Origin of the sequence: Sapientia aquatica (genome assembly GCF_004358105.1) — a bacterium.
In the GTDB taxonomy this organism is placed as follows: Bacteria; Pseudomonadota; Gammaproteobacteria; order Burkholderiales; family Burkholderiaceae_D; genus Solimicrobium; species Solimicrobium aquaticum.
The window spans coordinates 57,067-81,219 of sequence record NZ_SMYL01000005.1 but is presented as its reverse complement, the minus strand read 5'-3'; the positions used below and the strand labels follow the sequence as shown (position 1 = coordinate 81,219).

Below are 24,153 nucleotides of genomic sequence, written 5' to 3'. Positions count from 1 at the left end.
ATAAGTTAAATTTCTAGCCACACCTCTGGCATCCTTATCATTCAAACACGACCACGCCAAGAACATAGCGCTAAATAGAACTGTTTTTTACGCACTTCTCACCGCTTGAAAGAATTCGTTTCCGTTCACAATCTGTCAATCTCCCTGAGTGCGGGTTACTGCTTGGCTCGCACCAAAACCCAAAATGATTGAGGAACTGGTCGTTGAAAACACTTGCGCTGATTCCCGCCCGAGGCGGCTCCAAAGGTATTCCACGTAAAAACTGTCGGCTGTTAGCCGGCAAGCCGTTGATCGCCTGGAGTATTGAAGCAGCGCTAGCGTCGCCCTATATCGATAGCGTGGTGGTCAGCACCGACGATCAAGAGATTGCCGACATTAGCCGACAATACGGCGCACAAGTGCCTTTTATGCGTCCTAGCGAGCTGGCGCAAGACGACAGTCCGGGCATGGCGCCGGTATTGCATGCGCTGGAACATCTGCCGCAGTTTGACCACATCTTGCTGCTGCAACCCACGTCACCGCTGCGCACCTTGGGTGAGGTTAACCGCTGCATCGAATTTGCCGTCGCGCGACAAGCCAAGGCTGTCGTGTCGGTGAATGAATCGGCCCAATCGCCTTACTGGATGTATCGCCTCGATGTCGATAGCTATTTAAGTCAGTTAATTCCTAGCACCGAATTCACTAGCCGCCAACAATTGCCGCCGGTATTTAGTTTGAACGGCGCGCTGTATTTTGCCAATTGCGAATGGCTCAAGAAAACGCAAACCTTCTTAACTCACGAAACCCTGGGCTTTGTCATGCCGATTGAGCAATCGCTCGACATCGACACGCCTTTCGATTGGAAAATTGCCGAGCTACTTTTGGCCGATACGCTATGAGTAAACTATTAGTTACTGGTGCCGATGGTTTTATCGGGTCTCATTTAACCGAGGCACTAGTGCGCGCTGGACATGAGGTACGCGCCTTTGTGCTATACAACTCGTTTAATTCATGGGGCTGGCTAGATCGCTGCGCACCGGACGTTAAAGGCCGTTTTGAAGTCTTTGCGGGCGACATTCGTGATCCGCACGGTGTGCGCACGGCGATGACCGGATGCGATGCGGTATTGCATCTGGCCGCACTAATCGCGATTCCCTATTCCTACCATTCGCCCGACACCTATATTGATACCAATATCAAAGGCACATTAAATGTCGTGCAAGCGGCGCGCGACTTAAATATAGCCAAAGTGATTCATACCTCCACCAGCGAAGTGTATGGCACGGCACAGTTTGTACCGATTACTGAGTTGCATCCACTCGAAGGTCAATCGCCCTATTCCGCCAGCAAAATCGGCGCGGATCAGTTGGCCATGTCGTTTTACCGCTCGTTTGGCACACCGATTGGCATTGTGCGTCCCTTTAACACTTACGGCCCGCGCCAATCCACCCGCGCAGTCATTCCAACCATCATTACCCAGCTCGCGCACGGCAAGCAGCAAATTAAACTAGGCGCAATTCATCCTACGCGTGACTTTAATTTTGTCAGCGATACCGTCAACGGTTTTATCGCCGCGCTGAATTCGCCCAGCAGTATTGGAGAAGTCATCAACTTAGGCAGCAACTATGAAATTTCCATCGGTGAAACCGCCAATGTGATTGCTGACATCATGGGAATTAGGCTTGAGATCATTTGCGACAATCAACGCTTACGACCCGAGAAAAGCGAAGTCGAACGACTGTGGGCATCGAATGAAAAAGCACAAAAGCTATTAAGTTGGTCACCCATTTATGCAGGCAAAGAGGGATTTAAACGCGGTATCGCAGAGACCATCGCGTGGTTCACTAATCCCGATAACTTGTCGGCCTACAAAGACGACGGTTACACGATTTAAATGGTGGCCAACATGCATCCTAGCCATCAAGACATTATTGATTTTATTCGTGCGCTATATCCGTCCAAGGACAGCAAAACTGATGCCCTGATTGCCTTGCATGCGCCGCTATTTGCTGGGAACGAAAAAAAATATTTACTCGACTGTATCGATTCAACCTTTGTATCCAGCGTTGGCGCCTACGTTACCCAGTTTGAGCAATCTGTGACCACCACCACGGGAGCCAAGCATGCTATCGCCACCGTTAACGGCACCGCCGCTTTGCACATTGCGCTATTACTAGCGGGCGTTAAAGCCGGAGAAGAGGTAATCACCCAACCGTTAAGCTTTGTCGCCACCTGCAACGCCATTGCGTATTGCAATGCCAAGCCAGTTTTTGTGGATGTGAATCGCCATACCTTGGGTATGAATCCAGCTAGCTTGCTCGATTTCTTAAGCAATCACTGCCTAATAAATAGCCAAGGCTGCTTCAATAAAGCCACCGGCAGACGTATCGCCGCTGTGCTACCTATGCACACCTTTGGACTACCTTGTGACTTGGAACAGCTCATAGCAATTTGTGCTGAATTCAACTTACCGCTCATCGAAGACGCTGCCGAAAGCCTAGGCAGCTATTATCACCAACAACACACAGGCACCTTTGGTTTGCTAGGCACATTGAGCTTCAATGGCAACAAAACCATTACTACTGGCGGCGGTGGCATGATTTTAACCAACGACGACGAGCTAGCGCGCCGCGCCAAGCACCTAACCACCACAGCCAAACTAGCCCATCCTTATGAATTTGTGCACGACGACATTGGCTATAACTATCGGCTGCCCAACATCAATGCCGCACTAGGTTGCGCCCAGATCGAAATGCTGCCGCAACTGCTCGCCAGCAAAAGAAAAATTGCGCAAGCCTATGCTAGCTTCTTCGCTGACACGCGTTACACCTTGGTTAAAGAACCTGACAACACGCACGCAAACTATTGGCTTAACGCCGTTATTTGCCCGACTCCATCAGCGCGCGATCAATTTCTGACTGAACTGATTGCGGCCAATATTATGGTCAGGCCAATTTGGACATTAGTTAATACCCTGCCGATGTACGCAGATTGTCAAGCAATGGATTTAGCGAATGCACAGTGGCTAGTTGAGCGCGTCGTGAACTTACCCAGCAGCGCCAGATTCGATTTGCCACGCTAATAAAATACAGAGGGGATTTACCATGCAATTTAATTGGGTCACCACGCTAGCATCATTAGCATGCCCAATATATTTTGAGCAGTCGTATCTGTCGTTATTTGCCAATCACAGCGGCGCTAAGCTCGTTATTTTGCAACTAACGAAAAACTCCTCCTTAGCCTTTTTGCCGCTCGAGTTACAACCCGTGGGCGACGATTATTGGGAAGCTTCTAGCGCATACGGTTATGGTGGACTGTGGTCTGACGAAGCGTTTTTTGTGACGCCAGAAGAACATGCCGCATTGCTTGATTTTCTCCAATCACAAAGAATCATCGCCGTCTTTTTAAGACACGCGCCGTTCGCTCAGAATCAATACTGTTGGCCCGAGAACAAACATACGTTAAATCGAATTACCTACACCCGCGGGCTTGAGGCCAACATCACGTTGACTGAATTTTGTGCATCGTCACATCAAAAAATCCGTTGGTCGATCAACGCCGCATTACGTCAACATTTGGTGGTGGAATTTCAATCGGCGGATTCATGGAAAGCGAGCGATGTAAAGGATTTTTACCGCATCTATCACGCTGCCATGTCTGAGAAAAAAACCAATCCATTTTATTTATTTGATGAAGATTTTTTCCTGCTCCACGCCAGCGCTTTTGGGCGTCAATGCGAACTCGCAATTGTCCGCGACACCAAAAATAATCAAATTATCGCTGGCGCATTATTTTTAATGGATACAGCTGGCTGGGTTCATTATCACCTTAGCGCACTGATGCGCGACTATCCCGCTTCTCAGTTTCACGAACTACTGCTAGCAGAATCGATCGTCCATTACGGAAACCGAGGCTATACGTTTTTTCATATCGGTGGAGGGCATACATTGGATGAGAGCGACGGCTTAAGTCTGTTTAAGAAAAAATTTGCCACTAAAAAATTAAATTTTGATGTGTCAACATGGATTTGTAACGAGAAAATTTATTACCAAGAACGCCAACTTCTGCCCTTGCAGCATCCAACTTACTTTCTCATTAACGAAGCGCGGGGAGAACAAGGTGTTCTATTCAATTCGCTTTAACCAGCGCTTTCCGGTGAGCGCCCATCGCGTTTGCGCGGGGTTTAATTTTACACTCGCAAAAGCATAATCATGTCGCCCAAAAAAGTCGCTATTTTCACTTCATCCCGCTCCGATTTCGGTCCGCTGCGCCGACTGATTGGCTTGTGTTCGACTGCGTTTGATCTAGACCTGTTAGTCGCGAGTTTGCACCAACAGCAGCTATACCAAAGTGCAACTGAAATAGAACAATATGTTAAGGATTTACCGCTTCGTATCGTCCCCATCGCATTTGGATTGCGCGGTACCACTGAGCAATCGCGCATGCAGGCAATTTCTGCGGCACAAGCTCAATTGGCTGACTGGTTCGCACAGCAGCATTACGACGCAATCGTTGTTTTAGGCGACCGTTGGGAATTATTTGCCATTAGCATTGCGGCCTTCCTGTTTAACATTCCCATCGCGCATATCAGCGGTGGCGAAATAACGGCAGGCGCGATCGACGACAGCATCCGTCACGCGCACACTAAATTAGCGCATTTACACTTTGTGGGAAATGCCACCTATGCGCGCAACGTCAGCGCGATGGGCGAAGAAGATTGGCGTATTACTATTTGCGGTGAATGTGGCTTGGATTCGATACATAGCAACGACTATGCAAGCGCTGATGAAATACAAAAACAATTCGATATTGCTGTCACCGCCAGACCGATTTTAGTGACCTACCATCCGTCCACATTAGACCTCAACACATCAGTGCAAGAACAAATTAATGGACTCTTAGCCGCCTTAGATTTATTCCCCGATGAGTTAATAATTTTTACCGCACCGGCATCTGAGAAAGACGCCGAAATCATCACTCAACGTATTCAAGCGTTTATTGAAGCAAGGAAGAACTGCCGCTTCGTAGCGCATTTTGGCAGTAAAAATTATTTGGCGGTCATGCGTCGCGCCAAACTGGTTATCGGCAATTCATCCAGCGGACTTACCGAAGCGGCCTCGTTTAATATCCCCGCTATTAATATCGGCAACCGTCAAAAAGGCAGAATGTCAGCCGCCAGTGTGATTCATACCAACTATGACGCCACTGACATTAAGGACGCGATCGCTCACGTGCTGGCGCACCCCGCGCCAGACCGGCCAGAAAATCCCTATGATCCTTATCGCGACGGACGTAATTCGGAGCGCATTGTTAGCGCTCTGAACACAGCACTTACTACCCTGCCGCAGGACAAGCTGTTGTCTAAAAACTTTGTGATTGAAGTGAATTCGCTTGACTGGAATTCGTTGTTAAAGGAGTTCAAATGACAGCGCCTGTATTTATTATCGCTGAGGCCGGCGTCAACCATAACGGCGATATCAATACCGCATTTGCGCTCATTGACGCGGCTCAACGTGCTGGCGCGGATGCGGTTAAATTTCAGACATTTAAGACCGAAAAAATCATCACCAAATCTGCTGCAACTGCCGACTACCAAAAAAATAACGTCGCTGGCGAAGCATCGCAGTTTGAGTTAGTGAAGCGCTTAGAACTATCGTACGAGCAATTTAGCGAATTACAACGGCATTGTAAGAAGCGCGGAATTTTATTTCTATCCACTCCAGACGAATCAGAAAGCTTGGATTTTTTAATCGATGTGCTTCAAATGCCCATCATCAAAATTGGTTCAGGCGAGGTCAATAATTTACCTTACCTCCGTCAGATTGCGAGCAAGAATAAGCCGATGATTTTATCGACCGGCATGTCTTATTTAGGTGAAATCGAAACTGCAGTCGCAACGATTCAAGCCATTAGTAGCGCGCCGATCACGCTATTGCATTGCACCACCAACTACCCTTGTCCGATGGAGCAAGTCAACTTGAGCGCCATGCTCACGTTAAAGAATGCGTTTAAAACCGAGATCGGCTATTCCGATCACACGCTGGGAATTGAAGTGCCAATCGCCGCCGTGGCTTTGGGGGCCACAGTCATCGAGAAGCACTTTACGCTCGACAAAAATATGCCCGGCCCAGACCATCTTGCCTCATTAAATCCACAAGAATTAACCGAAATGGTCACCGCCATCCGACGCATTGAATTAGCGATGGGCGACGGAATTAAGCGTCCCAACAGTTCAGAGCAAGTAACCAAAACAGTGGTACGCAAACGACTAACCGCAATAAAAAATCTGCCAATCGGACATGTATTAAACCCGTCCGATATTGAATTTAAGCGAGCTAACGTTGGTATTTATGTCGAGCATTTAGATCTCGTCATTGGAAAAAAATTGATTCAGCCCGTGTTAATAGATACCGCATTTCAGTGGAGCGATTTCATGCAAGTTGAAACCGCTGGGGCCAACGATTCAGCACTCGCACTGGCAGAAGCAAACGTCTTTCCAAGGCAAAACCAATAATTAATTGTGAGAAAGCGGACATAAATCATGCTTACCCAAGATCTCGAACGGCTCGTTATCCCTGACACAGCCAATATCGGCGACGCCATGACCGCCATCGAAAAAAACTGGCGTGAAGTTGTGATGGTAGCCAGCCCTGAGCACGCCATCATCGGCGTCATCACAGATGGGGATATCCGACGCGGCTTATTGGGTGGCTTAACAATGCAATCACCGGCTGCGAAAGTAATGAGCCGCAACTTCATTTCCGTTCCGCTCAAAACCGACCGCGCCGCCGTGTTGGATTTGATGAAGGCATTGCGGATTCGGCATGTTCCAGTAGTCGATAAAAATAAACATTTATTGGGCATGCATTTTTTGGAAGAGATTATCGGCACGCCCACTCGGCCCAATGCGGCGGTCATCATGGCGGGCGGGAAAGGGACGCGGCTGCGGCCTTATACTGAAAACTGCCCGAAGCCCATGGTCAAAGTCGCCGGTCGCCCCATCTTGGAGCGCATCATTTTAAATTTAGTCGGCAATGGCATACGCACTATTTTTATTTCGATCAATTATTTGGGGCATATGATCGAAGAACATTTTGGCGACGGCAGTGATTTTGGCTGCGAAATTGAATACCTGCGCGAAACGACTGAGTTGAGCACGGGCGGCGCGTTAAGCCTGCTACCCAAAGATTTAGAGCATCCAATTATTGTGTTAAACGGCGATCAAGTGACGCGCTTGGATGTACAAGGAATCTTGGCCTGCCATAGCGAATACAATGCTGACGCGACCATTTCGGTCGGACATTATCGACACGAAGTTCCGTATGGCGTGGTGCATCAACAATCGGGGAAATTGCTGCGCCTTGAAGAAAAACCTGCCTTGGATATTTTGATCAATCTTGGAATTTACGTCTTAAGTCCGGGTGTTTTAAATCTCGTGCCACCGAATCAGTTTTTTATGATGACCGATTTATTTGCCAGTCTTTTACAAGAAAATAAAATCGTGGCGACCCATTTTTCGGAAGAGGATTGGATAGACGTTGGGCGCCCAGCCGATTTAAAACGAGCTAACGGTGTGGCAGAAAACTAAGTAATGCAGCGCCGTTAAATAAAACCGAACCAGCCCAACAATGCGCCAGCAAAGATGAGCCACAACATATGAATGCGTGTGCGCCAAATCAAGATTGACGCCACCATCGTCACCAACCAAAGATGCCATTCGCCTGCTGGATGCGCGCTCGCCATAATCCAACCGGTTGCAATTAACAGGGCAATTACTATCGGTGCCAAACCTTGTTTAAACGCGCGCACTGCAGGCATACCAGCATTGCGCCCTAACCAACCCGCCGCTAGATAAGTTAACGAAGTACTCGGTAACAAAATACCGAACATACAAATCAACACACCCAACATTCCAGTCAAATAGCCACCCGCATTAACGCCAATATTCCAACCCAATAGCGCAATAAACAGCACGTTTGGACCCGGCGCTGCTTGGGCAATCGCCACCGACGCGGTAAATTGCGCTTCGCTTAACCAATGATGTTGTTCGACCAAAAACCGGTGCATTTCGGGCAAAGTAGAAATCGCGCCCCCAACCGAGAGCATGGATAAGCCAATAAAATGCTGGAACAGTTGCCACCAATCTGACCACTGCAATGTAATGAGTGTCGTTGCTTCCATTGATTTACCGGCTCAATCTCAGTTTGCGATACACCAAAATACATGCAGGCAAACCTAAACCGAGCAGCACAATCGGCAGCGAAACATGGAATAGCGCGATGCCCGCAAAACAAGCCACACCAAAAAATCCAGACAGCGCTTTGCCCAACGGATTGTGCGCCAATCCGGCAAACATCTTTAGGCCCGTTGCAATGATTAAGCCTGCCGCCACCGCCCCCATGCCGCGCATCGCACCTACAACGCCGGGATGATGGGCAAATTCGGTGTAGAGAATTCCCAGGAGTAAAACGATCAAGAGTGGCAGCACCAACATGCCCGCCAAGGCCGCCAAAGCGCCGCGCAAACCAAAATGACGCGCGCCTATCATTAATGACAGGTTGACGACATTTGGGCCGGGCATAATTTGCGCCACCGCCCATTCTTCAACAAATTCTTCGGGAGTCAGCCAACATTTTTTCTCAACAATCTCACGCTGCACAATCGCCAACACGCCACCAAATCCTTGCAAAGCAATTAGGGTAAAGGAAACAAATAAATCGAGCGGCGAGCGCGGTGAAGAATGTTGTGCGGACATATCGAGGGTGGGGAATAACCGCTAACTATCGCCATCGGATGAGCTAGCGTCGGATGGCGATCAATTTATTTTATGGCGTTAGTTGAATCTGCTGGCGTCACTTGGTCTGCGCTCGGACTAGTGGTTGTGTTTGGCGTTTGATCGGGCAATGGGTGCGCTAAATTCTTTTCTACTAGCGCTCTGTCCATCTCTTCCACATTGTTTTTCCGCTTGAAATAATTCGCGGCGACTTCACTTTTTTTCACAACAGCTAAATCATCGTGGCGTTCTTTTTTGGCGTCTATTAAGCAAGAATTGACGAAAAATCTGTCGTAGCAAATCTGCTCTTTTTGTTTAAAACGCCAATCAATCTGCGAGCGCGCCAAGGTAACGTCATCCGATACCGAGTCGGCTTGCGTGACGCTGGTGATCGGATCAGAAGACGGAAAATGAATCGTCACATTGGTATCAACTAGCGGCTTGGTCGATGCGCACGCCGAACACAGCGCAACTAAGCTACTGGCGAGAACCAATTTAAACCAGTTCATCCGCAGCATCTCTGGATTGGGTGTCCAAGTAGTCTTGCGATTGCATTTCAATAATGCGCGAAACGGTGCGGTGAAATTCATTGGATAAAGTGCCTTCGGTGTACAGCTCTTCAGCCGGCACTTGGGCCGACATAAAAAGCTTAATTTTATGATCATAAAACACGTCAATTAACCAGGTAAAGCGGCGCGCTTCGGACGACATGGAGGCCGACATACGAGGGATGTCAGACAATATCACGGTATGGAATTGGCTGGCAATTTCTAGGTAATCGTTTTGTGAACGGGGTCCTCCACAGAGCGTGGCGAAATCAAACCAAATAATGCTGCCAGCACGACGCAGTGCGCGGATTTCGCGCGACTCAATGCGTAGCACCGGTTCTTGGTCGGCTGTTTCTGCAATGCTGGTGTAGGTTTTGCGCAGCGCCGCCGCTGTGTTCGCATTTAACGGCGTCAAATAGACTTGCGCTTGCTCCAAACTGCGTTTGCGGTAATCGTTGCCCGAATCGACATTCATCACGTCCAAGCGCTCTTTGAGCAATTTAATCGTTGGCAGCAAACGGTCACGATGCAGTCCATCGGGGTACAAAGTGTCGGGCTGATAATTGGATGTCATGATGAACGACACGCCGTTGGCAAATAAGGCCGACAGCAAGTTGTACATGATCATGGCGTCGGCCACGTCAGAGATATGAAACTCATCGAAACAAATCAGACGGTATTTTTTGGCGACTTTTTGCGCCACGATGTCGAGTGGATTGGCAACGCCCTTGAGTTCATCGAGCTGCTGGTGTATCCCGCGCATAAATTCGTGAAAATGAATCCGAGTTTTGCGTTGAATCGGCACGACGCTGTAAAAGCTATCCATCAAAAAAGATTTACCGCGTCCAACCCCGCCCCACATATACACGCCGCGTGGCACTTCAGGTGGATTAATCAGACGCATTAGTTTGTTGGTGCGACGACTTTTATAAGCGACCCATTCATCAAAGGCCGCTTGCAGCCGCTCTACCGCGCGAAACTGTGCGTCATCGGCGGTAAAACCACGCTCGTCGAGCGCGTGCTGGTAGAACTCCACTACATTCATAGGCAATCCACAATGTCGCTAAGTAGCTTGAGCTGATGGATTATCGGCTCAATCATTAGCTAATAACTAGGGCTAAATCAGCCGCAATTTAGCCCTGTAATGCGTTGAGCAAGGTGGGCTAATTGATCCTTAGCCCAACCAGTCAAATTAGAAATTCAGAGCGCGTTTATCGACTGCTAATGCAGCTTCTTTGGTGGCTTCTGACAAGGACGGATGCGCGTGACAAATACGAGCGATATCTTCGGCCGATGCTTTGAATTCCATCGCAACAACGGCTTCCGCAATCAACTCGGATGCTACTGGGCCGATGATGTGTACGCCTAAGATTTCATCGGTCACCGCATCAGCTAAAAACTTCACCATACCGTTGGTGTCGCCCAGAGCACGAGCACGACCGTTAGCCAAGAATGGGAAAGTACCGGCTTTGTACGCCACGCCATCGGCTTTTAATTGCTGTTCGGTGCGGCCAACCCAAGCGATTTCTGGGGAAGTGTAAATTACCCAAGGAATCGTGTTGAAGTTCACGTGACCGTGTTGACCTGCGATACGCTCAGCAACTGCAACGCCCTCTTCTTCGGCTTTATGCGCCAACATTGGACCGCGAACCACGTCACCAACCGCCCAAACGTTAGGTAAATTGGTTTTGCAATCGCCATCCACCGCGACGAAACCGCGCTCATCCAATTGCAAGCCAACTGCTTCGGTATTTAATCCGATGGTGTTTGGTGTGCGGCCAATCGAGATGATTAACTTATCGAATTCGGCTTTATGTTCTGCGCCGGCTGCGTCGGCGTATTCAACGGTAACGCCTTTTTTAGCGGTAGTGATCTTGCCGATCTTCACGCCTAAGTTAATCGCCAAACCTTGTTTCGACATGAGTTTGTGCGCTTCTTTAGCGATCTGTTCATCGACTGCGCCCAAGAAGGTTGGCAATGCTTCCAACACGGTGACTTCAGAACCCAAACGACGCCACACGCTACCCATTTCCAAGCCAATCACGCCAGCGCCGATCACGCCCAATTTCTTTGGTACGGCATTGATGTCTAACGCGCCGGTATTGGACAAAATCAGTTCTTCATCAAACGGTGTGCCAGGCAATGCGCGCGCATTGGAGCCGGTGGCGATGACGACGTGCTTTGCCGTGACGTTGTCGGCATCTGTTACGCTGATTTCATACACGCCGTCTTTCGCGCTAACAAACGCGCCGCGACCGTGGAAGAAAGTCACTTTATTCTTTTTGAACAAATACAAAATGCCGTCGTTATTTTGTTTAACAATCGTATCTTTGCGCTTTTTCATTTGCGCCAAGTCGAGTTTTAAACCAGATACTTGAATACCGTGTTCAGCAAAAGCGTGACCTGCGTGCTCATAGTGCTCGGACGATTGCAGCAATGCTTTTGATGGAATGCAACCCACGTTGGTGCAAGTGCCACCGGGGGCTGGACCGCCTTTTTCATTTTTCCATTCATCGATACAGGCAACCGAAAAACCCAGTTGCGCTGCGCGAATTGCGGCGATATAACCGCCAGGACCGCCACCAATGACGACCACATCAAATTGTTTACTCATAGCGAATTCTCTTAGTTGATTTTAAGTGTGCGTTCGTTGTGCAAACGCTCTTAAATGCTTAAAAATTTCAATGCCTAAAACTAAAAAGGCAGCGCCGTTTGATGGGTGACATCAAAACATGCGCTGCGCTCATGGAGTTTAGATTACAGATCCAATAACAAACGTGCTGGATCTTCTAACGCTTCTTTCATTGCCACTAAACCCAATACGGCTTCGCGGCCGTCGATGATACGGTGATCGTAGGACATCGCTAAGTAGTTCATTGGGCGAATCACGATTTGACCATTTTCAACCACAGCGCGGTCTTTGGTGGCGTGCACACCCAAGATTGCCGATTGTGGTGGATTGATAATTGGCGTTGATAACATCGAACCAAAAGTACCACCGTTTGAGATCGAGAAAGTACCGCCAGTTAAATCATCTAACGTTAATTTACCTTCTTTAGCTTTCACACCGAATTCACCAATTTTCTTTTCAATATCAGCGATCGACATTTGATCGGCGTTGCGCAAAATTGGTACCACTAAACCACGTGGCGAACCAACCGCGATACCGATATCAAAATAGCCATGATAAACGATGTCGTTGCCATCAACTGAGGCATTGATGATTGGGTATTTTTTCAACGCGGCGACAGCGGCTTTGACGAAGAAGGACATGAAGCCCAATTTAACGCCGTGTTCTTTTTCAAACTTGTCTTTGTACTTGTTACGCAAATCCAGCACTGGCTGCATATTGACTTCATTGAACGTCGTCAAGATGGCGTTAGTGGATTGCGATTGCACTAAACGTTCCGCAATACGAGCGCGCAAACGGCTCATTGGTACGCGTTCTTCAGGGCGATCACCCAAATCGGCGCCGGCTGGCGCAGCCACTTGTGCCAACGCCGCTTTTGCAGGCGCTGCGGCTAACGGTGCAACTGCTGGCGCTTTAGGCGCAGCAACAGCGGCTAATGCGTCGCCTTTAGTAACGCGACCGTCTTTACCTGTGCCAGCAACCTGACCAGCGGACAAATTGTTTTCAGCTAAAATTTTAGCTGCTGCTGGCATCGCCACATCCGCTTTGGATGCACTTGCCGGCGCGCTCACTGCTGCTGGAGCTGACGCTGCTGGCGCTGATGCTGCAGCCGCTGGCGCTGGCGCTGCGCCTGCTGATGCAGTTGCTTCGGTATCGATCAAAGCGATCACTTCACCAGCCACAACGGTACTGCCGTTTGGTCGGATGATTTGGGTAATCACACCTGCTTGCGGTGCTGGTAATTCCAACACGACTTTATCGGTCTCAACGTCGATCAAATTTTCGTCACGCGCAACGGATGCGCCGACATCTTTATGCCACTGCAACAAGGTTGCTTCGGCCACTGATTCTGATAGTTGAGGAACTGTAACTTCAACGATTGCCATAAAATTCTCCGTAATCTAGTTTGTCGCACTAACCAATTTTGTAGCGTGCGTACGATGTAAATTGTGCAAATTGGGCTGCAGGCGCAATGCCGACAGCCCAACTTTCGCCATTATCTGGTTAGGACAAAACCTTTAACCTTGCTAAATGCTGTATCAATGAGCGCTTTCAACTGCGCGTAGTGCTTATCGTAGTAACCAACAGCCGGTGATGCGCTAGCTGGGCGACCTGCATACGCCAACTTCTGACCTTCTTCCAACGATTCAAAAATGTTGTGCTGGATTTGGAACCAAGCACCTTGGTTTTGAGGCTCGTCTTGCGTCCACATTAATTCTGTGAAGTTAGGGAATTTTTTCAATTCAGCCGAGAAGCTCTTATGTGGGAACGGATACAACTGTTCGATACGAATAATGGCCACATCAGTTTGTGCGCGTTCTTTACGAGCATTGACTAAGTCGTAGTAGATTTTTCCTGAGCAAGCGATGATACGTTTGACTTTCTTCGGATCAATCTTGTCATCCACTTCGCCAATCACGGTATGGAAGCCGCCTTTAGCTAAATCAGTCAGCGGTGAACCGGCATCTTTATTACGCAGCAAAGATTTTGGCGTCAGGATAACCAATGGCTTTCTAAACGGACGAATCATTTGACGACGCAACAAATGGAAAATTTGTGCTGCCGTTGTTGGCTGAACCACTTGCATATTGTTGTCAGCACACAGTTGCAAGAAGCGTTCTGGACGAGCCGATGAATGCTCTGGGCCTTGGCCTTCGTAACCGTGCGGCAGCATCATGGTCAGACCAGATGCGCGACCCCATTTCACTTCGCCTGAGCTAATGAATTGGTCGATAACAACTTGCGCGCCATTGACGAAGTCACCAAACTGGGCTTCCCAAATCGTCAACGCGTTTGGTTCTGCGGAGGAGTAACCGTATTCAAAACCGAGTACCGCTTCTTCCGACAACACGGAATCGATGACGCGGAACGGTGCTTGACCTTCGGAGACGTTTTGCAGCGGAACATACGTGCCTGAATCCCAACGCTCACGGTTTTGATCGTGCAATACCGCGTGGCGATGAACAAAGGTACCGCGACCAGCATCTTGACCAGTAATACGCACGGCGTAGCCTGAAGCGACCAACGAAGCAAATGATAAATGTTCGCCCATACCCCAGTCGAGGTTGATTTCTCCGCGACCCATTGCAGCGCGATCGGCCAATACTTTTTCAACCAAGCTATGTGGTTTGAAGGTTTCTGGAATTGTCGTGATGCGTTGTGCTAAACGTTTTAATTCCGTCATTGGCACAGCCGTATCGGCTGCATCGGTCCATTTACGATTTAAGAATGGAATCCAATCAACGGCAAACTTGTTTTTGAAGTTAGTGATAACTGGATCGTGCGCCAATTTACCCGCATCCATCGCAGCGCGGTATTCCTTGACCATGTCATCACCGCCGGTGGCAGGAATCGTGCCTTGGGTAACCAACTTATCGGCATACAACTTACGTGTGCCTGGATGTTGGCCGATCTTCTTGTACATCAATGGCTGAGTTAATGCCGGTGTATCTTGCTCATTGTGACCGAGTTTGCGGTAGCAAATGATGTCGAGCACGATGTCTTTTTTGAATTCACGACGATAATCAATCGCGATTTGCGTTGCCAAAACAACGGCTTCAGGATCATCGGCATTAATGTGCAGAACTGGCGCTTCGATCATCTTAACAACGTCTGAGCAATACAACGTCGAACGTGAATCGCGCGGATCGGAAGTCGTGAAACCGATTTGATTGTTAATCACGATATGCAATGTACCGCCAGTACCGTAGCCGCGAGTTTGCGCCAAGTTCAAGGTTTCCATCACAACGCCCTGCCCTGCAAACGCCGCGTCACCATGTACCAAGATTGGTAACACTTGCGCGCTTCCGCCATCGCCACGACGCTCAATACGCGCGCGAACCGAACCTTCAACCACTGGGTTAACGATTTCGAGATGCGATGGGTTGAATGCTAAGGACAGGTGGATTGGGCCGCCTGGGGTCGAAATATCGGACGAGAAACCTTGATGGTATTTAACGTCGCCAGCTGGCAAATCATCACCGTGCTTACCTTCAAACTCAGCGAATAACTCTTGTGGCATTTTGCCCAAAGTATTCACCAATACGTTCAAACGGCCACGATGCGCCATACCGATAACGATTTCTTGCACGCCGAATTCGCCAGCGCGTTGGATTGCTTCATCCATCGAAGCGATAAAGCTTTCACCGCCTTCGAGCGAGAAACGCTTTTGACCAACATAACGTGTATGTAAATAGCGCTCTAAACCTTCTGCCGCTGTTAAGCGTTCGAGAATGTGTTTTTTCTTCTCAGCAGTAAAGTTAGGTGTTGAGCGGATTGATTCGAGTTTTTGTTGCAACCAACGCTTTTCGATCGGATTGCTGATGTACATGAACTCTGCACCGATAGAACGGCAATAGGTATCACGTAGGGAATTCATCAAGTCGCGCAGCGACGATGTTTCTGGTCCGAAGTAAGTGTTGCTGATATTGAATTTAATATCCATATCAGCATCAGTGAGACCGTAAGATGCAGGATCCAACTCAGGAATCAAAGGACGTTCTTGGCGTTGCAGCGGATCTAAGTTCGCCCAATGGGTACCCAAGAAACGGTAGGCAGCAATAATTTGCTGAACAGCGGTACGTTTGCGACCCATTTCCGCATCAGCAGAAGCCGACACAACACGAATAGGACCACTTTTCGCACGTTCTGCAAAGGAAGCAATAACTGGAGCATGCGCAACGTCAGGCTTGGATGAACCATCCACGGCCGGTACATTTTGCACAGCATCAAAATAGGAGCGCCAGTTTTCCGGAACGGAACCCGGATTATTGAGGTACGCCTCGTAGAGTTCTTCTACGTAGGGGGCATTGCCGCCAAACAAATATGAGTTGGCATTAAATTCTTGCATCATCTTGCTCACCTTTCTTCGCGTTTCGCGAGATTAGCGGGTTAATCTAACCTTCCGCGACACGGCCTGACCGGTTAGCGGATTGCACATCAAGTTGTGGGGAAGGGCTTGAGGAATACTAGTCTTTAAATCGTTAAAGTACTACCTAAATCAACTTAGACTACGCAGCACTCTAATACAAATAAATTCTATTTAGTTCCAAAATTCTAAGGGTCAAAGCATAGCACAGTTTCAAATCAAAAAAGCGAGTCCGAAGAACTCGCTTTTTATAAAACTACGAAAACAATGCCAATTTACTATTAACGCTGTTCAATCGGTTTAACGGTACGTGTTTTCTCACCGATAAACAATTGACGTGGGCGGCCAATTTTTTGCTCAGGGTCTGAAATCATCTCTTTCCACTGTGCGACCCATCCAATGGTACGCGCCATTGCAAAGATACCAGTGAACAAGGCGGTTGGAATACCTAAAGCGCGTTGAACGATACCGGAGTAGAAATCGACGTTTGGATACAGCTTACGGGTTACGAAGTATTCGTCTTCCAACGCGATTTTTTCTAATGCCATTGCCAATTTAAACAATGGATCGTTTTCCAAACCGAGTTCAGCCAACACTTCGTAGCAAGTTTCACGCATTAATTTAGCGCGTGGATCGTAGTTTTTGTACACACGATGACCAAAGCCCATCAATTTCACGCCGGAGTTTTTATCTTTAACTTGACGAATGAACTCAGGAATATTATCGACGCTACCGATTTCTTCCAACATCGATAATGCCGCTTCATTAGCGCCGCCGTGTGCTGGACCCCACAAACACGCAATACCAGCAGCGATACATGCGAACGGATTCGCACCTGACGAACCCGCCAAACGGACAGTTGACGTCGATGCATTTTGCTCGTGATCTGCGTGCAAAATCAAAATACGGTCTAAGGCGCGCACTAACACGTCGTTGACTTTGTATTCTTCGCACGGAGTCGAGAACATCATGTGCATGAAGTTAGCGCTGAAGGACAATTCATTTTTTGGATAAACAAATGGTTGTCCGATCGAGTATTTATATGCCATTGCCACCAATGTTGGCATTTTCGCGATCAAGCGAATTGCGGACACTTCGCGGTGACGTGGGTCGTTGATATCCAATGAATCGTGGTAGAACGATGCTAAGGCACCGACTGTTCCCACCAATACCGACATCGGATGCGCATCACGGCGGAAGCCGCGGAAGAAGAATTGCATTTGCTCATGAACCATTGTGTGACGCGAAACTGTGTACACAAATTCATCTTTTTGCGCTTGATTTGGCAATTCGCCATTCAATAACAAGTAGCAGGATTCGAGGAAGTCGCCTTTGGCCGCCAATTGTTCAATCGGGTAACCGCGATACAACAACTCACCTTTGTCGCCATCAATATAAGTGATCGCTGAATTGCATGAGGCAGTGGACATAAAACCTGGGTCATACGTAAACATGCCGGTCGCGCCGTACAGCTTACGAATGTCAATTACGTCAGGTCCAACTGTACCTTTATAAATAGGCAATTCCAATGGTGTAGAACCGTCGGAAAATGATAGGGTAGCTTTAACTTCTGAGTTAGTCATGGCTCTTCCTTCTTTGAGGGGTGAGTCGTTAATCGAATGGTTCAAAAAAATAAGATTTGTTCAGGCGACCCGCAAGCGCTGCATCAGGGCGTGAACAGAGGGCATATCTAATTCACCGGTAGGCTCGGTGCGTTCCAGCATTAGGCTCATTAAATCGTTATCGGACAATTCCATGAGTTTGGTAAATGCATCGACTTCATCGTCGGTTAATGTTTCCTCATGGGCGTCAAGAAATCGGGTCAAAATCAAATCGTTTTCCAACAATCCTCGACGCGCACGCCAGCGCAAACGAGCGCGCTTGACTGGATCGAGCTGATGGTTGATTACATTAGCGGTAGACATACAATTCCTTATTTGATGCAGGTCAAAAAGTCTCTACATTGACCTCAACGAGCGCATCGAATAAATGAGCGGCATCACCTAACGCGCCACCGCTCATTCATTACTATTACTGCACATACTACAAATCGGTACTAACGCTATTACACGGCGCGACGTACCATTAACTCTTTAATCTTACCAATTGCCTTCGTTGGATTGAGACCTTTAGGGCAAACATCAACGCAATTCATAATCGTATGGCAGCGGAATAAACGATATGGATCTTCTAAATTATCCAAACGCTCGCCCGTTGCTTCGTCGCGAGAATCGGCGATGAAACGATAGGCTTGCAACAAACCAGCTGGGCCAACGAATTTATCCGGATTCCACCAGAAAGATGGGCAGGATGTTGAGCAGCAGGCGCATAAAATACATTCGTACAAACCGTCCAACTCTTCGCGCTCTTCAGGAGACTGCAAACGCTCTTTCTCCGGTGGGATCGAATCGTTAATCAAGAATGGCTTGATTGAGTTGTATTGCTTGAAGAATTGCGTCATGTCCACGATCAAATCGCGAATCACAGGCAAGCCAGGCAATGGACGCAACACGATAGGTTGGGTCAACTCATTGAGGTTAGTGGTGCAAGCCAAACCGTTTTTGCCGTTAATATTCATCGCATCCGAACCGCACACACCTTCACGGCATGAACGACGCAATGACAAGGAATCATCAACATCCGCTTTGATACGTTGCAATGCATCGAGCAACATCTTATCGGTGTCTTGTAACTCAACAGTTAAGTCTTGCATGTACGGCTTCGCATCCTTATCAGGATCGTAGCGGTAAATTTGAAATTTTAAAGTACGTGCCATGTTCTACCTTTTGGTGTTCTTTTTAAAATGTACGTGGTTTTGGTTTGAATGTATCCACAGTCAACGGCTTAGTTTGAACTGGTTTGTATTCCAAGCGATTCCCTTCGGAATACCACAAAGTGTGCTTCATCCAGTTTTCATCGTCGCGGTGTTCAAAATCACGGTGGGCATGGGCGCCACGGGATTCTTTACGCGCTGCCGCTGAGGTGATGGTTGCTTTTGCTGTTTCGATCAAATTATCCAATTCCAGCGCTTCTACACGTGCAGTGTTGAATACTTTGGATTTGTCTTTGAAGGAAACATGTTTGCAACGCTCAGCCAAAGTCATGATTTCTTTGTAGCCTTGTTGCAGCAATTCATCCGTGCGGAACACGCCGCAATAGCGCTGCATAGTGCTACGAATTGCGTTCGCCACGTCTTGCACTTTTTCCGTGCCTGAGCTGTTTTCCAAGGCATTCAAACGAGCCAAGGTTTTATCCGCTGCGTTAGCTGGCAATGGCTTGTGTTCTTGCGATTTCAAGTCAGCTGCGATGATGTGATTACCTGCGGCACGACCGAATACCAGCAAGTCCAACAAGGAGTTCGTACCTAAACGATTTGCACCGTGAACCGAAACGCAAGCGCATTCACCAATCGCGTACATACCATTAACTACCGCGCTGGAATTGCCGTCTTTAGGAACAACAACTTGACCATGAATATTGGTGGGAATACCGCCCATTTGATAATGGATAGTCGGCACAACTGGGATTGGTTCTTTGGTCGCATCAACGTTGGCAAACTTATGTGCAATTTCCAAAATCGATGGCAAACGCTTTTCGATGGTTTCAGCACCGATGTGACGCAGATCCAGCATGACGTGATCTTTGTTTGGACCACAACCGCGACCTTCTTTGATCTCTTGATCCATGGAACGAGATACGAAATCGCGCGGAGCCAAGTCTTTCAGTGTTGGAGCATAACGCTCCATGAAGCGCTCACCTTCGGAATTGACCAAAATCCCGCCTTCACCACGTACGCCTTCGGTAATCAACACACCTGCGCCAGCAACCCCGGTTGGGTGGAATTGCCAGAATTCCATATCTTCCAACGGCAAGCCAGCGCGAGCGGCCATACCCATACCGTCACCGGTATTGATAAACGCGTTAGTTGAAGCGGCCCAAATACGCCCTGCTCCACCGGTTGCGAAAATCGTCGTCTTACCTTCTAAAATCATCAATTCGCCGGTTTCCATTTCCAGTGCAATCACACCCAAAACGTCGCCTTCTTCGTTGCGAATAATATCTAACGCCATCCACTCAACGAAAAACTGAGTGCGTGCGCTAACGTTACGTTGATACAGCGTGTGCAACAATGCGTGACCAGTACGATCGGCTGCGGCGCAAGCGCGCTGAACTGGTTTTTCACCGAAATTGGCAGTGTGACCGCCGAATGGACGCTGGTAAATAGTCCCATCTGCATTACGGTCGAATGGCATACCAAAATGCTCTAACTCGTACACCACTTTTGGTGCTTCGCGGCACATAAACTCAATGGCGTCTTGGTCACCCAAATAGTCTGATCCTTTTACGGTATCAAACATATGCCAGTACCAATTGTCTTCGGACATATTACCCAGCGATGCACCGATACCACCTTGCGCAGCTACAGTATGCGAACGTGTTGGAAATACTTTCGAGAGAACCGCCACATTCAGACCAGCCTCAGCCAATTGCAATGAAGCACGCATTCCAGAACCGCCCGCACCAACAATCACGGCGTCAAAACGACGAGTTGGAATGCTCGATTTCAAAGTCGAACTTGAAGTAGATTTAGCCTCAGCCACGATTACACTCTCCACAAAATTTGTGCTGCCCAAGCCGCACAGCCTACCAGCCACAGGATAGTGGCAACTTGCAATGTCAAGCGCAATGCAACCGACTTAACATAATCCATCCAGATATCACGCACACCAACCCAAGCGTGGAAGAACAGGGACATCAGGACAACAAAGGTAACTAACTTAAACCACTGTTCGGCAAACATGCTTGCCCAACCAACGTAACTAAAATCGCTGGCGGTTAAAAACTTGACGAACAGAATAACTGTGTAAATTGCCATCACGATGGCGGTAACGCGCTGCGCCAACCAATCGCGCATTCCATAATGCGCGCCAACGACTAAGCGCTTTGGTCCAATATTGTCATTTGCCATTTAAAATACTCCGAATAATTTCAGGGCAACCAGTGCAGCCAAAGGAATGCTGATCAGGAAAACGCCTAATGCCGATTTACGCGCTGAGTCTTTATCGAGCCCATGATGCGTATCCATCGCTAAGTGACGAATACCTGCGCAGAAGTGGTGCAGATAAGCCCAAACGATGGCCAAAATAATGAGTTTAACGAGTGGATAGTGAACAAATCCTTTGAAGTAATCAAAGGTATTTTCAGAGGTGAGACTGTTATCGAGTAGATAAAGAATGAATGGTAACAGTGCGAACATCAATAAACCGCTGATGCGGTGCAAGATGGAAACAAAACCGGCTAATGGCAGGCGATAATTCGCTAATTGCGTAACATGAATGTTACGAAACTGCGGCCGATTTTTTGCGGCTTCAGGCATAAAAACTTCTCCTTTTTTTCAAATATTGCATAGGTGCATAATTTTCACCTATTTTGTGCGACGCACCAAGACTTATTCCACAAACCCGCAAAATAAATCTTAAAGAAACATTTTAACTCGAACTGAATTTTGAAGTCAGGCAACACCCCGGTTCAACTCAGCTTAGTTCATTTTGGTAATGATGATTGAGCGTCAAATACAGCCCGCGGCGAAACTCCACCGGCTTATCCCCATAAGTGTAGGAAACCCGCTCCACATTTAACAGGGGTGAACCAATATCTATTTTTAACAACTCAGCAGCCACCGCATCTGCCGCCACAGCGCGCAACTGTTCAGACGCGCGAATCATATGGGTTCCGAATTCCGTTTCGAATAAAGCGTACATCGGCCCCTTGTACTCATTCAGCAAATCGGCGGTGAGGCCTTTGAAGATGGCACCGGGCAGCCACAAATCCTCTAAAATCGTCGGAACACCATCAAAAGACTGGACGCGTCGAATGTAGACAACCGAGTCACCAACCTTAATGTCCAGCAATTTTGCGATCTCAGCCGGAGCGCGGATGCGTTTTACTTCGACAAACCGGTTATTTGGATATTGCTGAATACCAACATCTGGCTTCAAGCGTAAAAAACGGAATTGCGCCCGCGCTTCATGATGCGTCGCAACAAAGGTTCCTTTACCTTGACGTCGCACCACTAGATTTTCCGCCGAAAGCTCATCAATCGCTTTACGCACCGTACCTTGACTAACTTTAAAGCGCACCGCCAGCTCAACCTCGCTCGGAATCAACTCGCCAGGTTTCCATTCGCCCGACTGCAGACTTTGCGTAATTAATGCTTTGATTTGCTGATACAGCGGACTAAAGGTAGGAGCTAGTTGCGTAGCCGATTGCGCCAAATTGGATTGGGTGTACGAAGCAGACGACGTTAGTCCTGTTTGACTAACGGGCTCTGGTACAGGTGAATTTGGCAGGTCAGGATTCATAAGCCGAGATTTCACCACAAAACGAAATAATCGTCCAGACAAATAACGCGAAAAAGATGTCTTATATAAGACATAAGATATATATATTGACACAAAGAATATGTGCGCCTAAACTCGCGCCTTAGCAAATATCAGGCCGCACAATTTTTAGCATTAATCGTCATATTTCGGTCAATTTTATATGGCATTGTTTGAGACGCTGTCATAAAGTGTATCTTCATCCCGCACACTAAAATCGTCATTTATGAACATCAGAATAATGTGCCGAATCGTTAAGGTGTAAACTACGCACCGTTTTTTGGCATCTTTATAATTTGGTTTTTTATCACTTTGGAGAACGAACATGACTAAAGCACCTATGCGCGTTGCAGTAAGCGGCGCCGCCGGACAAATCGGCTACGCCTTATTATTCCGCATCGCAAACGGCGACATGCTGGGCAAAGATCAACCAGTTATTTTGCAATTATTAGAAATCGCTGACGAGAAAGCACAAAAAGCGCTCAAAGGCGTGATGATGGAAATCGACGATTGCGCATTCCCACTGTTGACAGAAATGACAGCACACAGCGATCCGATGACAGCGTTCAAAGATATCGACGTCGCTTTGTTAGTTGGTGCACGTCCACGTGGCCCAGGCATGGAACGTAAAGATTTGCTCGAAGCCAATGCTCAGATTTTCACTGTTCAAGGTAAAGCCTTGGATGCAGTTGCTTCACGCAACGTTAAGGTTTTGGTTGTTGGCAATCCAGCAAACACCAACGCTTACATCGCCATGAAATCAGCACCAAACCTGCCAGCGAAAAACTTCACCGCTATGTTGCGCTTGGATCATAACCGCGCCTTGTCACAAGTCGCTGCCAAAATCGGCAAGCCAGTTGCTGCGATCGAAAAATTATGCGTTTGGGGTAACCACTCTCCAACAATGTACGCTGACTACCGTTTCGCAACTGTTGACGGCCAATCGGTCAAAGATTTGATCAACGATCACGTATGGAACAAAGACGTATTCCTGCCAACAGTTGGTAAGCGCGGTGCGGCAATTATCGAAGCGCGCGGCTTGTCTTCAGCAGCATCTGCTGCGAATGCGGCAATCGATCACGTACGTGACTGGGTTTTGGGCACAAACGGTAAATGGACCACGATGGGTATTCCATCTGACGGTTCGTATGGCATTCCAGAGGGCACAATCTTTGGTTTCCCAGTAACGACTGCAAACGGTGAATACCAAATCGTTCAAGGTTTGGCAATCGATGAATTCTCTCAAGAGCGCATCAATGTCACATTGAAAGAATTGTCCGAAGAACGTGAAGGCGTTAAGCATTTAGTTGGCTAATTTATTTTGCGAATTTTTGTTTGCGGATTTTGTTTGCAAATAACAGGTTTGATCCAGATCAAGCCAGCCAACAGTTCGCAAGGACTAGAGTAGTTAATTTTAAATGTAATTAAACATGTAAAACCACTACGTAAGCGCGGCGATTTTCAGTCATCTAAAG

The 24,153-nt window shown here is 48.0% G+C and carries 22 protein-coding genes; 8 read left to right on the top strand and 14 right to left on the bottom strand.

What is annotated here, in order from left to right; translation table 11 throughout:
* Positions 1-203 precede the first annotated feature (203 nt).
* The 7 genes from E2I14_RS11320 (at position 204) to E2I14_RS11290 (ending at position 7,567) form a co-directional block, all read left to right on the top strand.
* The gene (locus E2I14_RS11320) at positions 204-878 is read left to right on the top strand and encodes an acylneuraminate cytidylyltransferase family protein (protein ID WP_206105626.1); all 675 of its coding nucleotides are present in this window, start codon (positions 204-206) and stop codon (positions 876-878) included.
* The gene (locus E2I14_RS11315) at positions 875-1,873 is read left to right on the top strand and encodes an NAD-dependent 4,6-dehydratase LegB (protein WP_133328537.1); all 999 of its coding nucleotides are present in this window, start codon (positions 875-877) and stop codon (positions 1,871-1,873) included. The genes E2I14_RS11320 and E2I14_RS11315 overlap by 4 nt, the downstream gene beginning before the upstream one ends.
* 12 nt (positions 1,874-1,885) lie before the next feature.
* Positions 1,886-3,061, top strand: a complete 1,176-nt coding sequence (locus tag E2I14_RS11310; RefSeq protein ID WP_133328535.1) for a LegC family aminotransferase — start codon at positions 1,886-1,888, stop codon at positions 3,059-3,061.
* A 22-nt stretch (positions 3,062-3,083) separates the two neighbouring features.
* A complete protein-coding gene (locus E2I14_RS11305; protein WP_133328533.1) occupies positions 3,084-4,121 on the top strand; it encodes a GNAT family N-acetyltransferase in 1,038 nt (345 codons plus the stop codon).
* 69 nt (positions 4,122-4,190) lie between these two features.
* Positions 4,191-5,405 carry a UDP-N-acetylglucosamine 2-epimerase gene (neuC, locus tag E2I14_RS11300; protein WP_133328531.1) on the top strand — a complete coding sequence of 405 codons (1,215 nt, stop codon included), beginning with the start codon at positions 4,191-4,193 and terminating at the stop codon, positions 5,403-5,405.
* Positions 5,402-6,493, top strand: a complete 1,092-nt coding sequence (gene neuB / locus E2I14_RS11295) for an N-acetylneuraminate synthase (RefSeq protein WP_133328530.1) — start codon at positions 5,402-5,404, stop codon at positions 6,491-6,493. Before neuC ends, neuB begins: the two co-directional genes overlap by 4 nt.
* 27 nt (positions 6,494-6,520) lie before the next feature.
* The gene (locus E2I14_RS11290) at positions 6,521-7,567 is read left to right on the top strand and encodes a nucleotidyltransferase family protein (RefSeq protein ID WP_133328528.1); all 1,047 of its coding nucleotides are present in this window, start codon (positions 6,521-6,523) and stop codon (positions 7,565-7,567) included.
* A gap of 14 nt (positions 7,568-7,581) precedes the next feature.
* Here the strand turns inward: E2I14_RS11290 and E2I14_RS11285 are convergent, their stop codons facing one another.
* The 14 genes from E2I14_RS11285 to E2I14_RS11220 all read right to left on the bottom strand — a co-directional run bounded on the left by E2I14_RS11285 (position 7,582) and on the right by E2I14_RS11220 (position 22,660).
* Positions 7,582-8,160, bottom strand: a complete 579-nt coding sequence (locus E2I14_RS11285) for a chromate transporter (protein WP_133328526.1) — start codon at positions 8,158-8,160, stop codon at positions 7,582-7,584.
* 4 nt (positions 8,161-8,164) lie between these two features.
* Positions 8,165-8,734, bottom strand: a complete 570-nt coding sequence (locus E2I14_RS11280) for a chromate transporter (RefSeq protein WP_133328524.1) — start codon at positions 8,732-8,734, stop codon at positions 8,165-8,167.
* Between the two features lie 65 nt (positions 8,735-8,799).
* Positions 8,800-9,261 (bottom strand): hypothetical protein, encoded by a 462-nt coding sequence (locus tag E2I14_RS11275; protein WP_133328522.1) that lies wholly within the window; start codon positions 9,259-9,261, stop codon positions 8,800-8,802.
* Positions 9,248-10,345: a cell division protein ZapE gene (gene zapE, locus E2I14_RS11270; protein ID WP_133328520.1), complete on the bottom strand. Its 1,098-nt coding sequence runs from the start codon at positions 10,343-10,345 to the stop codon at positions 9,248-9,250. Before zapE ends, E2I14_RS11275 begins: the two co-directional genes overlap by 14 nt.
* Before the next feature lie 147 nt (positions 10,346-10,492).
* Positions 10,493-11,914 carry a dihydrolipoyl dehydrogenase gene (lpdA, locus tag E2I14_RS11265; RefSeq protein WP_133328518.1) on the bottom strand — a complete coding sequence of 474 codons (1,422 nt, stop codon included), beginning with the start codon at positions 11,912-11,914 and terminating at the stop codon, positions 10,493-10,495.
* Positions 11,915-12,057: 143 nt separating this feature from the next.
* A complete protein-coding gene (gene odhB, locus E2I14_RS11260; protein WP_133328516.1) occupies positions 12,058-13,317 on the bottom strand; it encodes a 2-oxoglutarate dehydrogenase complex dihydrolipoyllysine-residue succinyltransferase in 1,260 nt (419 codons plus the stop codon).
* A 110-nt stretch (positions 13,318-13,427) separates the two neighbouring features.
* Positions 13,428-16,283 carry a 2-oxoglutarate dehydrogenase E1 component gene (locus E2I14_RS11255; protein ID WP_133328514.1) on the bottom strand — a complete coding sequence of 952 codons (2,856 nt, stop codon included), beginning with the start codon at positions 16,281-16,283 and terminating at the stop codon, positions 13,428-13,430.
* Between the two features lie 296 nt (positions 16,284-16,579).
* Positions 16,580-17,881 carry a citrate synthase gene (gene gltA, locus E2I14_RS11250; protein WP_133328512.1) on the bottom strand — a complete coding sequence of 434 codons (1,302 nt, stop codon included), beginning with the start codon at positions 17,879-17,881 and terminating at the stop codon, positions 16,580-16,582.
* 60 nt (positions 17,882-17,941) lie between these two features.
* Positions 17,942-18,223, bottom strand: a complete 282-nt coding sequence (locus E2I14_RS11245; protein WP_133328510.1) for an FAD assembly factor SdhE — start codon at positions 18,221-18,223, stop codon at positions 17,942-17,944.
* Positions 18,224-18,363: 140 nt separating this feature from the next.
* Positions 18,364-19,074, bottom strand: coding sequence for a succinate dehydrogenase iron-sulfur subunit (locus tag E2I14_RS11240; protein ID WP_133328508.1), 711 nt, complete (start codon positions 19,072-19,074; stop codon positions 18,364-18,366).
* 22 nt (positions 19,075-19,096) lie between these two features.
* The gene (gene sdhA, locus E2I14_RS11235; protein WP_406675707.1) at positions 19,097-20,899 is read right to left on the bottom strand and encodes a succinate dehydrogenase flavoprotein subunit; all 1,803 of its coding nucleotides are present in this window, start codon (positions 20,897-20,899) and stop codon (positions 19,097-19,099) included.
* Positions 20,900-20,901: 2 nt separating this feature from the next.
* Positions 20,902-21,267, bottom strand: coding sequence for a succinate dehydrogenase, hydrophobic membrane anchor protein (sdhD, locus tag E2I14_RS11230; RefSeq protein WP_133328506.1), 366 nt, complete (start codon positions 21,265-21,267; stop codon positions 20,902-20,904).
* Positions 21,268-21,675 (bottom strand): succinate dehydrogenase, cytochrome b556 subunit, encoded by a 408-nt coding sequence (sdhC, locus tag E2I14_RS11225; RefSeq protein ID WP_133328504.1) that lies wholly within the window; start codon positions 21,673-21,675, stop codon positions 21,268-21,270.
* A 157-nt stretch (positions 21,676-21,832) separates the two neighbouring features.
* The gene (locus E2I14_RS11220; protein ID WP_133328502.1) at positions 21,833-22,660 is read right to left on the bottom strand and encodes a GntR family transcriptional regulator; all 828 of its coding nucleotides are present in this window, start codon (positions 22,658-22,660) and stop codon (positions 21,833-21,835) included.
* Positions 22,661-23,003: 343 nt separating this feature from the next.
* Here E2I14_RS11220 and E2I14_RS11215 point away from each other — a divergent pair, with 343 nt between their 5' ends.
* The gene (locus E2I14_RS11215; protein ID WP_133328500.1) at positions 23,004-23,993 is read left to right on the top strand and encodes a malate dehydrogenase; all 990 of its coding nucleotides are present in this window, start codon (positions 23,004-23,006) and stop codon (positions 23,991-23,993) included.
* Positions 23,994-24,153: the final 160 nt, after the last annotated feature.

Excerpts from the sequence above, each read along its gene's own strand:
- E2I14_RS11315 (WP_133328537.1), top strand. The coding sequence starts at position 875 with ATGAGTAAACTATTAGTTACTGGTGCCGATGGTTTTATCGGGTCTCAT.
- E2I14_RS11310 (WP_133328535.1), top strand. The coding sequence starts at position 1,886 with ATGCATCCTAGCCATCAAGACATTATTGATTTTATTCGTGCGCTATAT.
- E2I14_RS11305 (WP_133328533.1), top strand. The coding sequence starts at position 3,084 with ATGCAATTTAATTGGGTCACCACGCTAGCATCATTAGCATGCCCAATA.
- neuC (WP_133328531.1), top strand. The coding sequence starts at position 4,191 with ATGTCGCCCAAAAAAGTCGCTATTTTCACTTCATCCCGCTCCGATTTC.
- neuB (WP_133328530.1), top strand. The coding sequence starts at position 5,402 with ATGACAGCGCCTGTATTTATTATCGCTGAGGCCGGCGTCAACCATAAC.
- E2I14_RS11290 (WP_133328528.1), top strand. The coding sequence starts at position 6,521 with ATGCTTACCCAAGATCTCGAACGGCTCGTTATCCCTGACACAGCCAAT.
- E2I14_RS11285 (WP_133328526.1), bottom strand. The coding sequence starts at position 8,160 with ATGGAAGCAACGACACTCATTACATTGCAGTGGTCAGATTGGTGGCAA.
- E2I14_RS11280 (WP_133328524.1), bottom strand. The coding sequence starts at position 8,734 with ATGTCCGCACAACATTCTTCACCGCGCTCGCCGCTCGATTTATTTGTT.
- E2I14_RS11275 (WP_133328522.1), bottom strand. The coding sequence starts at position 9,261 with ATGAACTGGTTTAAATTGGTTCTCGCCAGTAGCTTAGTTGCGCTGTGT.
- zapE (WP_133328520.1), bottom strand. The coding sequence starts at position 10,345 with ATGAATGTAGTGGAGTTCTACCAGCACGCGCTCGACGAGCGTGGTTTT.
- lpdA (WP_133328518.1), bottom strand. The coding sequence starts at position 11,914 with ATGAGTAAACAATTTGATGTGGTCGTCATTGGTGGCGGTCCTGGCGGT.
- odhB (WP_133328516.1), bottom strand. The coding sequence starts at position 13,317 with ATGGCAATCGTTGAAGTTACAGTTCCTCAACTATCAGAATCAGTGGCC.
- E2I14_RS11255 (WP_133328514.1), bottom strand. The coding sequence starts at position 16,283 with ATGATGCAAGAATTTAATGCCAACTCATATTTGTTTGGCGGCAATGCC.
- gltA (WP_133328512.1), bottom strand. The coding sequence starts at position 17,881 with ATGACTAACTCAGAAGTTAAAGCTACCCTATCATTTTCCGACGGTTCT.
- E2I14_RS11245 (WP_133328510.1), bottom strand. The coding sequence starts at position 18,223 with ATGTCTACCGCTAATGTAATCAACCATCAGCTCGATCCAGTCAAGCGC.
- E2I14_RS11240 (WP_133328508.1), bottom strand. The coding sequence starts at position 19,074 with ATGGCACGTACTTTAAAATTTCAAATTTACCGCTACGATCCTGATAAG.
- sdhD (WP_133328506.1), bottom strand. The coding sequence starts at position 21,267 with ATGGCAAATGACAATATTGGACCAAAGCGCTTAGTCGTTGGCGCGCAT.
- sdhC (WP_133328504.1), bottom strand. The coding sequence starts at position 21,675 with ATGCCTGAAGCCGCAAAAAATCGGCCGCAGTTTCGTAACATTCATGTT.
- E2I14_RS11220 (WP_133328502.1), bottom strand. The coding sequence starts at position 22,660 with ATGAATCCTGACCTGCCAAATTCACCTGTACCAGAGCCCGTTAGTCAA.
- E2I14_RS11215 (WP_133328500.1), top strand. The coding sequence starts at position 23,004 with ATGACTAAAGCACCTATGCGCGTTGCAGTAAGCGGCGCCGCCGGACAA.